Raw genomic sequence first — 13,741 nt, forward strand, 5'->3', positions numbered from 1 at the left:
CCGCGTTGCGGCGCGCACCCCTTACATATCACGCCGAACGTGACAGTGGCAGGGACTGATCGCGCTGCACGACGCGTGCAGCGACAAAATGGCATGAGAATTCGCTCCCGCGTCCGACTTCGCTTTCGATTTCCAGACGCGCCTGGTGCAGTCCCAGGATGTGCTTGACGATCGACAGCCCCAGCCCGGTGCCGCCGCTCTCGCGCGAGCGGCTGCTGGAGACGCGGTAGAAGCGCTCGGTGATGCGCGGCAGATGCGAGGCGGGAATGCCGTAGCCGGTGTCGCGCACCGCCAGGGCCGCGCCATCGCCTTCGCGCACGAAGCGGATCGTCACCGTGCCGCCGCCTGGCGTGTAGCGCACCGCATTGGTGACCAGGTTGGAGAAGGCGCTATGCAGTTCCTTGTTGGAGCCGAGCAGGTCCACGCCGGCCTCGTCGAACACTTCCACGGTGTGGCGGCCCTGGCTGTGCGCTTCGGCCTCGCGCCGCAGCGTCGACAGCATCGGCGCCATCGCCACGTGTTCCTCGCCGAGTTCTTCCTGCGATTCCAGCCGCGACAGCGTCAGCAGGTCTTCGACCAGTTGCGCCATGCGCTGCGACTGCTTGCGCATCTCGGCCAGCATCGGGCCCGAATCGGGAAAGTCTTCCGGGTCGAGCATGTCCAGATAGCCATGCACCACCGTCAATGGCGTACGCAGCTCGTGCGAGACGTTGGCCACGAAGTCGCGGCGCACCTGCTCCAGCCGCAGCAGTTTGCTGACATCGCGTGCCACCAGCAGCCAGTAATCGTCGGAGTAGGGGATCAGGCGCAGGTTCAGACGCAAATCCGGATCCACCGGCGAGGCGGCGTCGAGCATGGGCTCGGCGTTGCGGCCGGCGGCCAGCCAGTGCGCCAGCGGCAACGGCTGCAACCGCTCCACCACCGACACGCCCATGTCGCCCGGATGATGCAGCCCCAGCAGTCCGCCCGCGGCCCGGTTGAACCACTGCACGCGCTGGCTGTTGCGATCCACCACCACCACCGCATCCGGCAGCGCCTGCGCGGCGGCGCGGTAGGTGCGCAGCATCTCGATGAGGCGGCGCTTGCGCCCGCGCATTTCGGCCTGGCTGCGATAGAGCAGGCGATCCAGCTCGTTCCAGGCGCCGATCCCGGCGGCGGGCTCGGCGCGCTGGCGCGCGGTCAGGCGCTGCAGCACCTGGCGCAACCGCCAGTAATGCCAGGCCAGCACCCCCAGCGCGGTCAGCGTCAACGCCATCCACACATGCTCGATCAGCACGCCGACCAGCACGGCAGCGCCCAGCAACAGCGCGAGAGTGCCGAGCGTCTTGAGCCAGGCGGAACGGATATGTTGAGGCATGGAAGGCGTTACCACGGAGCGTCAGGTGGGCGTGCGAGCCAGCCCAGCGGCAGGGCCGACCGGCTGTGCGGCAAGCACTAGGTTGCCGAAGAGAAACGGTAGCCCGAGCCACGCACGGTCTGCACCATGTTTTCCAGGCCGAACGGTTCCAGCGTCTTGCGCAGGCGGCGGATGTGCACGTCGATGGTGCGCTCTTCCACATACACGCTGCCGCCCCAGACATGATCCAGCAGCTGGGTACGGGTATACACGCGCTCGGGATGTGTCATGAAAAAGTGCAGCAGGCGGTATTCGGTCGGGCCGATCGGCACCGGCGCATCGCCGGCGAACACCCGGTGCGCGGCGCCGTCGATGCGCAGGCGGCCCACCGCCACGCTGCCGTCCTCGTCGTCCTCGCGGGTGCGGCGCATCACCGCGCGGATGCGCGCCAGCAACTCGCGCGCCGAGAACGGCTTGACCACGTAATCGTCGACCCCGGCTTCCAGGCCACCGACGCGGTCGTTCTCTTCGCCGCGTGCGGTCAGCATGATGATCGGAATCTCGCGGGTCAGCTGTTCCTTGCGCCAGCGCCGTGCCAGATCCAGCCCGCTGGTGCCTGGCAGCATCCAGTCCAGCAGGATCAGGTCCGGCACGCGGTCGGCGATGGCGGTCTGCGCCTCGCGGGCATCGCCGGCATGGATGGGTTCGAACTCGCCTTTGCGCAGCGCGAACGCCACCATGTCGCGAATCGCGGGTTCGTCATCGACGATCAGAATGCGTTTTTGCACGCGGGGCTTACCGTCTGGCTTTAGGTTGATCGCCAGTAGACTACGGTTTTGTGACTCTAATGTGACATGCCTGAGGGCTGCCGCCGTGGTCAAAGCGGCCTGTGCCACTGGCAGGCGCGGTGCTGAACCCGTCGACACACGCCCGAATGACCGCTGCGCCAACCGTCACATGCGCTAGCGCGTCGACAGATCCGGGTCGCGGATGCCTTGCCGGCGCAGCTCCAGCACGGTCGGCGTGATCGCTGCGATGCGTGCATCCACCCGCGCCCGTGTCACATAGTCGAGATCTTTCTTCTTCAGCGCTTCCAACTGGATCAGCGCCTGTTCCGGGCGTCCGTTCAAGTACGCAGCTTCGGCATAGGCCTCGCTGGCACGCAGATGGTCGCCGGACAGCTCGCAGGCGCGTGCGTAGGTCTGCTGCAACAGGGGATCTTCGCTGCTGCGATGCAGGAGCGGCTCCAGCACCTGGCGCGCGCGCTGGCCGGACTCCTTGCTGGCCTGCTCGTTGAGCGCGCCGGCATAGGTCAGCGCCACCGCGCGGTTGTTCGGCAGCTGCTTGAGCAGCGCGTCGAAACGCGCATTGGCCACCTCGCGCTGGCCCACCCGCGCCTGCGCCTCGCTCAGCCCCAGCGACAGCCACAGGTTGTCCGGGTGCGCTTCCAGCAGGCTGGTCAGTTCGGCCACCGGCTCACTGGGCCGGCTGCCGCTGTTGCGCAGGCGTGCCAGCGCCAGCCCGTAGCGCTGCGCGTCGGTCAGGCCGTGCTTGGCACTGCGGCGCAGGGTCTCGTATTCGCGGATGGCCGCATCCGGCGTGGTGGCGCTGAGCACGCGCAGGCGTTCCTTGGCCCAGTCAAAGTTCTGCTGGTCGCCGCTGCGGCTCAGCGCATCCACCGGCAGCCGCAGCGCATACGGCAGCAGCGCGTTGCCGTTGCGGCTCAGCGGTTCGGACAGCGACGGGTCGGCCGGGTCCACCCGTTCCTGGCGCGTGCCGCCCGGCACCGAGGTGGTCAGCACCACGGTGTTCTTCTTCATCTGCTCGGCGCGCGCCTTGGCCTCGCTGATGCGGGTGACCGTGACCGGGTGGGTCTGCAGAAAGTCCGGCGCGCTGTAGCCGCCTTCGTTGGCGCGCATCGCCACCGACATGCGCTCGAAGAAGCCGGCCATCGCATCCACGTCGTAGCCGCTGCGCACCAGCGTGCGGATGCCCAGCCGGTCGGCCTCGGATTCGTTGGAGCGGGTGTAGTCGATCTGGCGCTGCTGCATCAGCCCCATCGCACTGGTGATGCCGGCCATGGTGGCATCGCCCTTGGAATTGCCGCCGGCCTGTTGCGCGGCGACCACCGCCGCCAGCATGCCGAGCAGGATCGGGATCTGGTCGCGCTGTGCCCGTTCCACCCCGCGCAGCACATGCTGCTGGGTGACGTGGGCGATTTCGTGCGACAGCACCGCGGCCACCTCGTCCTCGCGCTCGGCGGTCAACACCAGCCCGGCATTGACCGCGATATAGCCGCCCAGCGTGGCGAAGGCGTTGATCTGGCGGTCGCGCAGCATGAAAAACGTAAACGGCTGCTGCGGCTGGTCGCTGTTGGCGCCGAGCCGGGTGCCCATGGTCTGCAGCCAGTCAGTGATCAGCGGGTCGTCCAGCACATAGTCGTAATTGCGCAACTCGGCCAGCATCATCTTGCCGTACTCGGCCTGGCGCGCCGGGGTCAGCAACTCGCCGGCAGACGAGCCGATGTCGGGCAGGCGGTTTTCCTGCGCGGGTGCCACCCCCATGGCAACGGCCAGCGTGAGGGCGGTGGCGAGCGGTAGCAGGCGCAAGTGGAACTCCCAGGTGGTGCGCGGAGCATGCGGGCAGCACGGCGCGATGGCGTGAATCATCGGTTAATCCACAGTGTTGCGGTGACGACATGGAAATTCCAGTCGCCCGGTACCATTGTCAGACCTCAGACCAACCACGGAGTTTCCCGTGAGCCAAGATACCAATGTGCAGGATGCGGCCAGCGGCCCGCAGATCACCCTGTATTCCTCCGCGATCTGCCCGTACTGTGTGGCGGCCAAGAACTTCCTCAAGAGCAAGGGCCGGACCTGGACCGAGGTGCGCATCGACCTGGACCCGGCCGAGCGCAACAAGATGGTTGCGCTGGCCAAGCGCACCAGCGTGCCGCAGATCTTCGTCGGCGACGTCCATGTGGGCGGCTACGACGACATGATGGCGATGCACCGGGCCGGCAAGCTCGAGCCGTTGCTGGCCGGCAACACAGGCGGCCAGGCATGAGCGAGACCGGCGGCGGCAGCGACGACCGGCTGCGCGAGTTCACCGAATTCCGCCAGCGCATGAACCAGCGCATCCTGGCCGAACCCAACCAGGTGGTGCGCCGGTTCTTCGCGCTGGACACCCAGACCTACCAGGCGGGCGCGCTGGATGTGAAGACCAAGGAACTGCTCGGCCTGGTCGCCTCGATGGTGCTGCGCTGCGACGACTGCATCAGCTACCACGTCGCCCAGTGCAAGGAGGCCGGTGTGACCCGTGAGGAATTCTTCGAAACCTTCTCGGTCGGCCTGGTGGTCGGCGGCTCCATCGTCATCCCGCACCTACGGCGCGCGGTGGACTTCCTGGACCAGCTCGAAGGTGGCGCCCCGGCACCGGAGCAGCACGCGCACGGGTGATTGGGGCGGGAGTGGGGAGTGGGGAGTGGTGATTCGGGATTCGTGACGCCGGGCGAGGGCGCATGCCGCCTGTTGTTGGCGGCTTTGCGTTGAGGTGGTCCGATTTGGGCGCTGGCCGCTGGCTGGGACGGCAGGTGCTTTCGGGGCATCTGCACTGAAGTTGTGCTCGCATACGGTGGTACGCGCGTCCGTTTCTGCCGCCATTCGCTGCACCGAATGGCCGCCGTGCGCATCTGGCGGCTCTTAGACCAAGGTCGGTTTGGGCGCCTTCACCGGCATCGGGCATAATTGCCTGTGAAACCTCCTTGCGCCGCTCTGCCGGGTATTGCGGCTGGCGCTCCCCCCTTCAAGTTCGGAAACCCAACGTTATGACGCAGACAATCACGGTCATCCGCGGCGACGGTATCGGCCCGGAGATCATGGATGCCACGCTGTTCGTGCTCGACGCGCTGCAGGCTGGCCTGACCTACGAGTACGCCGACGCTGGCCTGGTCGCGCTGGAAAAGCACGGCGATCTGCTGCCCGAGTCCACCCTGGCCTCGATCACCAAGAACAAGGTGGCCTTGAAAAGCCCGCTGACCACCCCGGTCGGCGAGGGCTTCAGCTCGATCAACGTCGCCATGCGTCGCAAGTTCGACCTGTACGCCAACGTGCGTCCGGCCAAGTCGTTCCCCAACACCAAGTCGCGTTTCGCCGATGGCGTGGACCTGATCACGGTGCGTGAGAACACCGAAGGCGCCTACCTGAGCGAAGGCCAGACCGTGTCCGAGGACGGCGAGACCGCGTTCTCCGGCGCCCGCGTCACCCGCAAGGGCTCCGAGCGCATCGTGCGCTACGCCTTCGACCTGGCGCGCGCCACCGGCCGCAAGAAGGTCACCGCGGTGCACAAGGCCAACATTATCAAGTCGACCTCGGGCCTGTTCCTGAAGGTGGCACGCGATGTGGCCATGCAGTACCCGGAAATCGAATTCCAGGAAATGATCGTCGACAACACCTGCATGCAGCTGGTGATGCGTCCTGAGCAGTTCGACATCATCGTGACCACCAACCTGTTCGGCGACATCATCTCCGACCTGTGCGCCGGTCTGGTCGGCGGCCTGGGCCTGGCCCCGGGCGCCAACATCGGTGTGGACGCGGCAATCTTCGAGGCCGTGCACGGCTCGGCGCCGGACATTGCAGGGCAGGGCAAGGCCAACCCGTGCGCGCTGCTGCTGGGTGCTGCGCAGATGCTGGACCACATCGGCCAGCCGCAGAACGCCGAGCGCCTGCGCGAAGCGATCGTGGCCACCCTGGAAGCCAAGGATTCGCTGACCCCCGACCTGGGCGGCACCGGCAACACCATGGGCTTTGCCAAGGCCATCGCCAGCCGCCTCTGAGCGACACGGCGACAGCAAAAAAAGAAAGGGCGCCCAGGCGCCCTTTTTTTTGCATTGAGTCCAGGGATTGGGTGGAATCGCTCTTACGAATCCCCAATCCCGACGCTCGATTCCCCGCTCAATTCCGCGACTGCAGCTTCGACAGCAAGCGCAGGAACTCGATGTACAGCCACACCAGCGTCACCATCAGGCCGAACGCGCCATACCACTCCATGTGCTTGGGAGCGCCCTGTTCGACACCGCTTTCGATGAAGTCGAAGTCCAGCACCAGGTTCAATGCAGCCACCACCACCACGAACAGGCTGAAGCCGATGCCGATCAGGCCAGAGTCGTGGATGAAGGGGATGCGCACGCCGAACAGGCCCAGCACGATGGTCGCCAGATACACCAGCGCAATGCCGCCGGTGGCTGCCACCACGCCCAGCTTGAAGTTCTCGGTGGCCTTGATCATGCCGCTGCGATAGGCAAACAGCAGCGCGAACATGGTGCCGAAGGTCAGCAGGACCGCCTGGAACACGATACCGTTGAAACGCGCCTCGTAGACTGCCGAGATCGCGCCCAGGAAGAAGCCTTCCACCAGCGCGTACAGCGGCGCAGTGACCGGGGCCCAGGTCGGCTTGAAGCTGGTCGCCAGCGCGAACACCAGCCCGCCGATCGCACCGGCGATCATGTACAGCCGCGCGGCAGGCAACGGAGCGCCATCGGCCCCGATCGACTGCGACCAGGCGAAGGCGGCAGTGACCACTGCCATCAGCAACAGCAGGCCGGTCTTGTTGACGGTGCCGTTGAGCGTCATCGCCTGACCATCGCGGGTGACTACCGAGCCGGAACCGAGGTCGAGGAAGGTGGATTCCCGAAGGGCGGGATTGCCGCTACGCATGCGTGTTCTCCATGAAATGTAGGTGCCTGCCGACTTGGCGAGCGATGCCGCGAGGATACCGGATCGTCCGATTTACACAGAGTGATTGACAGCAAGGCCAATCATTCCCAAAATAGCCGACCTTTCCAGCCTTCGGGATTGAAAGGTCCCGCCGGGGTATAGCGCAGTCTGGTAGCGCGCCTGCTTTGGGAGCAGGATGTCGGGGGTTCGAATCCCTCTACCCCGACCATTCCGAGCTCTTGACGGCGTGGGAATGCGAAGTTCGGTCCGGGCGCCCGTAGCTCAACCGGATAGAGCACCGGCCTTCTAAGCCGGCGGTTACAGGTTCGAGTCCTGTCGGGCGCGCCATCGGCGGTGCGGTAGGAAGTAGGTTTCAGTGGTGGCTGTAGCTCAGCTGGTTAGAGTACTGGATTGTGATTCCAGATGTCGGGGGTTCGAGTCCCCTCAGCCACCCCACTGATTGCAGGAAAAGTTGGACCCGATGCATCGCGGGGTGTTGCAACGACGCAAAAACGCGCATACAATGTGCGACCAGTTTCAGGGCCGTTAGCTCAGTTGGTAGAGCAGTTGACTCTTAATCAATAGGTCCAAGGTTCGAATCCTTGACGGCCCACCAAACAAAAGCACTTAGGCATTAGCCTAGGTGCTTTTCTTTTTGTGCTGAGGAAAAGATGACGCAAGGAATCGGCTGCAGCTTCGCTGTCGTCTCGGTCGGCGGCCGCGGCGACGTAGTGTCGATCTCGGCCCGGCGCGATGTCTGGCCGGCGTCAGGTGCGCAATCGCCGCCGATCGTCGCCCGGATGAGCGGATGCCAATGAGGTCTGAGGTGTCCGGAGCATTGCGGCATTCGATCCTGGGCCAGGTTGGCGTCTTCGCGATCGTCGGTCCTCCGCTCGGCGGGCTGCTGGGCCTGGCGCGATTGACCCGTTTCGACCTACAGACCGCGTTGTTGATCGTTGCCTGGTCTTACGGCCTGGTGTTGCCGGTGATTGCCTGCGCCGCGGCGGGATGGCTGTGTGCGCGCATCTGCGCCTGGTGGTATCGCGGGCGCCGGCCCAACCTGCTGGTCCACGTTGGCATCGGTGCGTTGAGCGGTCTGCTCTCGGCCGGGGTGATCGTGCTGCTGCTGGCGATCATCGGCGGCTGGTCGATGATGTCTGATCGCGCAGTGATGCTGACGCTGCTGCAATGTGGGCTGGCGGCAGGTGGCGCCTGTGCCCTGTTTGTCTGGCTGATGTGGTCGCGCCTGGCAGTGTCGCCTCGCGCCGGGTGACGGGCCGCCAGGCAACGTCCATCAGCATGCGCAGCAAGAGGTTCTTTGCTGCACTGGATGGCGCTTACGACCTTGATGCGGTGCGCTACGCCTGATCGGCGACAGGCAACTGCAGCCGTGGTCGCTTACGGCGATGCGGCGGGCGCCGGCGCCGCGCTCTGCTGCATGCGTGGGAACGCCAGCGTAAAGCGCGCGCCCTGGCCGGGCGCCGATGTCACTTCCACAAAGCCACCTGCCTGACGGACTGCGCTGTACACCTGCGCCAGTCCCAGGCCCGCGCCTTTGTCGGCATCCTTGGTGGTGAAATACGCTTCGAACAGGTGCGCCTGCACGTGCGCATCCATGCCATGCCCGTTGTCGGCCACGGCGATGGTGACGTAGTGCCCGGCCGGCCTGGCCAGGTTGGCCTGTTCTTCAGCGACCACGGCGTCGCCGGTCTCCACGCGAATGACGCCGCCACCCTGGCAGGCATCGCGGGAGTTGATCACCAGGTTCAAGATGGCGCGTTCCACCGTGTGGCGGTCGACCATTGCGCAGCATCCACCTTCGGCGGTGCGCAGCTGCAATTGCAGATCTGCGCCGATCACCTGTTCGAGCAAGGGGCCGAGCTGTTCGGTCAAGGCAGCCAGGTCCACTGATTCCGGGCTGTACGGATACTGCCGCGAAAACCCGACCAGGCGCTGTGCCATGACCGAGCCATGTTGAAGCGCCGCATCGGCCACGCTCAACAGCTTGGTGTCGTGCGCATCGATCCTGGCGCGCTGTACCACCAGCTCGATGGCCGAGGTTGCCGCCTGCAGCACGTTGTTCAAATCGTGCACCACGCCGGCCAGCAGTTGTCCCACCGCCTCGCCCTTTTGCGCCTGCTCGGAAATCTTTTCGGCGGCGCTCTGCGCGGCGCGCGCAATGTCCAGATCGCCTTCGATGCGCTCTTGCAGGTCGCGCAGGCTGTGCAGTTCGCTCGACAGCGAATGTTCGCGCGCTTGCGCCAGTCGCAGCACACCACTGGAAAATGCGCGCTCTGCGGTCAGGGTTGAATCCAGTGTGCGAAAGGCGGTCTCCAGCGCCCGGCGGTCGGAGATGTTCTTGCTCACCGCCAGGATCGCTTCGACCTTGCCAAGCGCATCGAATAGCGGGCTGGTGACGACCTGCCAAATCTGGCGCACGCCGGCGAAGTTCACGCTGGCGGCCTCGAATTCCTGGATCGAACCGGCGCGGGAGCCGGCGATGGCCGCATCCACCAGCTCGGCCGCTTCCGGCGGCCACAGGTCGCGCCAGGGCCGCGCGATCAGCTGATCCTGGTGGCTGGCGCGCAGTTCGGTCAGGCCATTGATGTTGATGGCCGTAATCCGCCCGTCGAGGTCGATCTCCTTGATGCAGTCGCGGGACAGGGCCACGATCTGCCGATAGCGATCTCTCATCGCGATGACTGCCTCTCACTGGTGTTAACGGAATTTTAGCGAATGCCAGCTTTACCCAGCGCTAGCGGGCGGAAGCAAGGTACGCCAGTGCGCGCCGAGTTGCATGATGAATGTGTTTATCGTCGGCGCGTCGGACTCAGGGTCGGCCGCGCTTGCGCTGTCCGTCCAGGCGCGCAGGGTGCAGGCCGTGGGCGACATTCAGCGGCGTAGTTGCTCCCGCGATGCTTTTTCTTTCCCGGCATCCCTGCAACAATGGCAGGGCAGGAGCAGCATCGCGAAAGTGGCGGAATTGGTAGACGCACCAGATTTAGGTTCTGACGCCGCAAGGCGTGGGGGTTCGAGTCCCCCCTTTCGCACCAATGCAGTGCGGCCGTGCGTGTTCCGGCCGCTTCCCGCCGCAGGCCTGGGGTCTTTCCATTGCGCGGTGCGGTGACGCGTATTCCGCTGGCAGCGGCCGCCGTTATCGGCGAAACTACAAGGCTCGGCGGCTTTCTCGCCATCCGTCAACCCGCATCTTCCATCTCGTGCCGACGCTTGTGCAGTCGGTGGCAGGAGTCAACATGCAAGCATCGATCGAATCCACCGGCAATCTGGAACGCCGCCTGACCTTCACCCTGCCGCAGGAGCGCCTGGAGACGCATGTCGGTGGCCGCCTGCGCGAACTTGCGCGGACCACGCGCATCAAGGGTTTCCGCCCGGGCAAGGTGCCGACCAAGGTCATCGAGCAGCGCTTCGGTCAGCAGGTGCGTGCCGAGGCGATGGAAGGCCTGCTGCGTGAGACCTTCGATTCGGCAGTGCGCGAGCATTCGCTGCGTCTGGCCGGCAACCCGCGTATCGACCAGGGCGAGAGCGATTTCGACTTCGTCGCCACCTTCGAAGTGGTGCCGGATTTTGGCGATATCGACGTGGCCAAGCTGTCGGTGGTGCGTCATACCGCCGACGTGACCGATGCCGACATCGATCAGATGATCGAGAACCTGCGTCTGCAGCGCCGCACCTGGAACCCGGTCGAGCGCGGCGCGCAGGTCGGTGATCTGGTGGCGCTGGAGACCTGGTCGCAGGCGGGCGACGAGCGTCTGCCCGCCGAAGGCGTGGAGACCGGCAGCAGCGTGCTGGGCTCGGGCGTGATGTTCGACCAGATCGAAAAGGGCCTGGAAGGCCTGGCCAAGGGCGAAGACAAGACCCTGACCATCGACTTCCCGGCCGAGTGGCGCGTGCCGCAGCTGGCCGGCAAGACCGTGCAGGTGCACGTCAAGGCGGTCGAGGTCTCCGAGCCGGTGTTGCCGGTGGTGGACAAGGAGTTCATCAAGAGCTTCGGCGTGAAGAGTGGCGATGCCGAGCAGTTCCGCGCCGACATCCGCACCAACCTGGAGCGCGAGCTCAAGGGCGCGTTGATGAACCGCCTGCGTCGCGAAGTGGGCGAGCAGCTGATCGCCGCCTATGCGCACGTGGAAATGCCGCCGCGCCTGGTCGAGAACGAAGCCCGTTCGATGCTGGCGCAGCAGGTCGAGCAGGTCCGCCGCAGCGGCCGCAACCCGGGCGAGATTCCGGCCGATGCCCACCAGGGTTTCATGGACGCGGCTGCCAAGCGCGTGCTGGTCGGTCTGCTGGTGGGCGAGGTGGCCCGTCGCAACGAGCTGCGCCTGGAATCCAAGCGCGTCAGCGAAACGCTGCGTCTGATCGCCTCGACCTACGAAGAGCCGGAACAGGTCATTGAGATGTACCGCAACGACCCCCAACTGATGAGTGGACTGCAGAGCCGTGTCATGGAAGAGCAGGTGATCGACTGGATCGCCGAGCGCGCCCAGCACACCGAGCAGTCGCTGTCGTTCCAGGACGCCATTCGGGTCTAAGGTAAGCGACCGCGTGACACCAACCCGCATCCCGATGGCTGGGATGCGGATGTCAAACCCGGGCATCGGCGCAAGCCGCTGCCATTACAGGAAGACTGATGAGCATTGTGACCAAAGCCCTGAACCTGGTGCCGATGGTGGTCGAACAGACCAGCCGCGGCGAGCGTGCGTATGACATCTACTCGCGTCTGCTGAAGGAGCGTCTGATCTTCCTGGTCGGTCCGATCGACGACCACATGGCCAACGTGATCGTGGCCCAGCTGCTGTTCCTGGAAGCGGACAACCCGGAAAAGGACATCAGCATCTACATCAATTCGCCGGGCGGCGTGGTCACCGCCGGCATGGCGATCTACGACACCATGCAGTACATCAAGCCGGACGTGAGCACCATCTGCGTCGGCCAGGCCGCCTCGATGGGCGCGCTGTTGCTGGCATCGGGTGCGGCCGGCAAGCGCTATGCGCTGCCGAACTCGCGCGTGATGATCCACCAGCCGCTGGGCGGCTTCCAGGGCCAGGCCACCGATATCGACATCCATGCGCGTGAGATCCTGACCCTGCGTTCGCGTTTGAACGAGATCCTGGCCAAGCACACCGGCCAATCCCTCGAGACGATTGCGCGCGATACCGAGCGCGACAACTTCAAGAGTGCGGTCGATGCGCAGGCCTATGGCTTGGTCGACCAGGTGCTGGAACGCCGTCCGGAAGAGTCGATCCAGCCGTCTTGATCGCCAGATTGCTGAAATTGCAGGAAAAACCGGCAGGGTCGGGCTGGGCGGATGTCCTCCCGACCCTGTGCTATTCTCGAAATCGAACCCCCGTGCATCGGGTGGGGTAACTGGGTAACAGAAGCATGAGCGAAGACCGCCAAGGTCGTTCCGGCGACAGCAACAAGATTCTCTACTGCTCGTTCTGCGGTAAGAGTCAGCATGAAGTCCGCAAGCTGATTGCCGGTCCCAGCGTATTCATCTGCGATGAGTGCGTTGAGCTGTGCAACGACATCATCCGCGAGGAACTCGAAGAGAAGGCGCAGTCGGCACGCTCCAGTCTGCCCAAGCCACGCGAGATTCTCGAGGTGCTGGATCAATACGTGATCGGGCAGTTGCGCGCCAAGCGCACGCTCGCCGTGGCGGTGTACAACCACTACAAGCGTATCGAGAGCCGCAGCAAGAACGATGACGTCGAGCTGGCGAAATCCAACATCCTGCTGGTCGGTCCGACCGGCTCGGGCAAGACGCTGCTGGCCGAAACGCTGGCGCGCCTGCTCAATGTGCCGTTCACGATCGCCGATGCCACCACGCTGACCGAAGCCGGCTATGTCGGCGAGGACGTGGAAAACATCATCCAGAAGCTGCTGCAGAAGTGCGACTACGACGTCGAGAAGGCCCAGCAGGGCATCGTCTACATCGACGAAATCGACAAGATCTCGCGCAAGAGCGAGAACCCGTCGATCACCCGCGACGTGTCCGGTGAAGGCGTGCAGCAGGCGCTGCTGAAGCTGATCGAAGGCACGGTGGCCTCGGTGCCGCCGCAGGGCGGTCGCAAGCATCCGCAGCAGGAATTCCTGCAGGTGGACACCAAGAACATCCTGTTCATTTGCGGCGGCGCGTTCGCCGGGCTGGACAAGGTGATCCAGCAGCGTTCCAACGATGCCGGCGGCATCGGCTTCGGTGCCAAGGTCAAGAGCAGTGAGCGCAAGCAGGAAGTCGGCAAGATCCTGGCCGAGGTCGAGCCGGAAGATCTGATCAAGTTCGGCCTGATTCCCGAGTTCGTCGGCCGCCTGCCGGTGGTGGCCACGCTCGAGGAACTGGACGAGCCGGCGCTGATCAAGATCCTGACCGAGCCCAAGAACGCCATCACCAAGCAGTTCAAGAAGCTGTTCGACATGGAGGGCGTGGAGCTGGAGTTCCGCCCCGACGCGCTGTCGGCGATCGCCAAGAAGGCGCTCAAGCGCAAGACCGGCGCGCGTGGTCTGCGCACCATCGTCGAATCGGTGCTGCTGGACACGATGTACGAGCTGCCCTCGCAGGAAAATGTCAGCAAGGTGGTGGTGGACGAGTCGGTGATCGAGCACAAATCCGAGCCGTATCTGATCTACCAGGCGCAACCGGCCCCGGCCAAGGCTGCGTCCGGCGACTGAGGCCTGG

Annotated in this window: 12 protein-coding genes and 5 tRNA genes; 12 read left to right on the forward strand and 5 right to left on the reverse strand. The window is 64.9% G+C overall.

Going from position 1 to position 13,741, the window contains the following annotated elements; genetic code table 11:
• Window positions 1–28: 28 nt before the first annotated feature.
• From phoR to ABQY74_RS05525, 3 genes are all read right to left on the reverse strand, one after another.
• A complete protein-coding gene (gene phoR, locus ABQY74_RS05515; protein WP_016902237.1) occupies window positions 29–1,357 on the reverse strand; it encodes a phosphate regulon sensor histidine kinase PhoR in 1,329 nt (442 codons plus the stop codon).
• A gap of 77 nt (window positions 1,358–1,434) precedes the next feature.
• Window positions 1,435–2,124: a phosphate regulon transcriptional regulator PhoB gene (phoB, locus tag ABQY74_RS05520; RefSeq protein ID WP_002806631.1), complete on the reverse strand. Its 690-nt coding sequence runs from the start codon at window positions 2,122–2,124 to the stop codon at window positions 1,435–1,437.
• A gap of 174 nt (window positions 2,125–2,298) precedes the next feature.
• Window positions 2,299–4,005, reverse strand: a complete 1,707-nt coding sequence (locus ABQY74_RS05525; protein ID WP_016902238.1) for a M48 family metalloprotease — start codon at window positions 4,003–4,005, stop codon at window positions 2,299–2,301.
• 88 nt (window positions 4,006–4,093) lie between these two features.
• Between ABQY74_RS05525 and grxC the strand changes: the two genes are divergently transcribed.
• The 3 genes from grxC to ABQY74_RS05540 all read left to right on the forward strand — a co-directional run bounded on the left by grxC (window position 4,094) and on the right by ABQY74_RS05540 (window position 6,170).
• Complete coding sequence (grxC, locus tag ABQY74_RS05530; protein WP_016902239.1) at window positions 4,094–4,402, forward strand: glutaredoxin 3; 309 nt, start codon at window positions 4,094–4,096, stop codon at window positions 4,400–4,402.
• Window positions 4,399–4,794, forward strand: a complete 396-nt coding sequence (locus tag ABQY74_RS05535; RefSeq protein ID WP_039523858.1) for a carboxymuconolactone decarboxylase family protein — start codon at window positions 4,399–4,401, stop codon at window positions 4,792–4,794. The genes grxC and ABQY74_RS05535 overlap by 4 nt, the downstream gene beginning before the upstream one ends.
• 368 nt (window positions 4,795–5,162) lie before the next feature.
• A complete protein-coding gene (locus tag ABQY74_RS05540; RefSeq protein WP_349793532.1) occupies window positions 5,163–6,170 on the forward strand; it encodes an isocitrate dehydrogenase in 1,008 nt (335 codons plus the stop codon).
• A 118-nt stretch (window positions 6,171–6,288) separates the two neighbouring features.
• Here the strand turns inward: ABQY74_RS05540 and ABQY74_RS05545 are convergent, their stop codons facing one another.
• Complete coding sequence (locus ABQY74_RS05545; protein ID WP_016902241.1) at window positions 6,289–7,050, reverse strand: Bax inhibitor-1/YccA family protein; 762 nt, start codon at window positions 7,048–7,050, stop codon at window positions 6,289–6,291.
• Between the two features lie 152 nt (window positions 7,051–7,202).
• Between ABQY74_RS05545 and ABQY74_RS05550 the strand changes: the two genes are divergently transcribed.
• The 5 genes from ABQY74_RS05550 (at window position 7,203) to ABQY74_RS05570 (ending at window position 8,323) form a co-directional block, all read left to right on the forward strand.
• Window positions 7,203–7,279 (forward strand) — tRNA-Pro (locus tag ABQY74_RS05550).
• Between the two features lie 42 nt (window positions 7,280–7,321).
• A tRNA-Arg gene (locus ABQY74_RS05555) sits at window positions 7,322–7,398 on the forward strand.
• A gap of 31 nt (window positions 7,399–7,429) precedes the next feature.
• Window positions 7,430–7,506, forward strand: a tRNA-His gene (locus tag ABQY74_RS05560).
• An 84-nt stretch (window positions 7,507–7,590) separates the two neighbouring features.
• Window positions 7,591–7,666 (forward strand) — tRNA-Lys (locus ABQY74_RS05565).
• Window positions 7,667–7,876: 210 nt separating this feature from the next.
• Window positions 7,877–8,323: a hypothetical protein gene (locus tag ABQY74_RS05570; protein WP_372470045.1), complete on the forward strand. Its 447-nt coding sequence runs from the start codon at window positions 7,877–7,879 to the stop codon at window positions 8,321–8,323.
• A 125-nt stretch (window positions 8,324–8,448) separates the two neighbouring features.
• Here the strand turns inward: ABQY74_RS05570 and ABQY74_RS05575 are convergent, their stop codons facing one another.
• On the reverse strand, window positions 8,449–9,744 hold the full coding sequence (locus ABQY74_RS05575) for a PAS domain-containing sensor histidine kinase (protein ID WP_104570307.1): 1,296 nt from the start codon (window positions 9,742–9,744) through the stop codon (window positions 8,449–8,451).
• A gap of 274 nt (window positions 9,745–10,018) precedes the next feature.
• Between ABQY74_RS05575 and ABQY74_RS05580 the strand changes: the two genes are divergently transcribed.
• The 4 genes from ABQY74_RS05580 (at window position 10,019) to clpX (ending at window position 13,734) form a co-directional block, all read left to right on the forward strand.
• Window positions 10,019–10,103, forward strand: a tRNA-Leu gene (locus ABQY74_RS05580).
• Between the two features lie 201 nt (window positions 10,104–10,304).
• Entirely contained in the window at window positions 10,305–11,597 is a 1,293-nt protein-coding gene (gene tig / locus ABQY74_RS05585; protein ID WP_039524079.1) for a trigger factor, read from the forward strand.
• Window positions 11,598–11,695: 98 nt separating this feature from the next.
• Window positions 11,696–12,322, forward strand: coding sequence for an ATP-dependent Clp endopeptidase proteolytic subunit ClpP (clpP, locus tag ABQY74_RS05590; RefSeq protein ID WP_002806026.1), 627 nt, complete (start codon window positions 11,696–11,698; stop codon window positions 12,320–12,322).
• A gap of 125 nt (window positions 12,323–12,447) precedes the next feature.
• Complete coding sequence (gene clpX, locus ABQY74_RS05595; protein WP_003483788.1) at window positions 12,448–13,734, forward strand: ATP-dependent Clp protease ATP-binding subunit ClpX; 1,287 nt, start codon at window positions 12,448–12,450, stop codon at window positions 13,732–13,734.
• Window positions 13,735–13,741 lie beyond the last annotated feature (7 nt).

Source organism: Xanthomonas sp. WHRI 7064 (genome assembly GCF_040202355.2).
Taxonomy (GTDB): Bacteria; Pseudomonadota; Gammaproteobacteria; order Xanthomonadales; family Xanthomonadaceae; genus Xanthomonas; species Xanthomonas arboricola.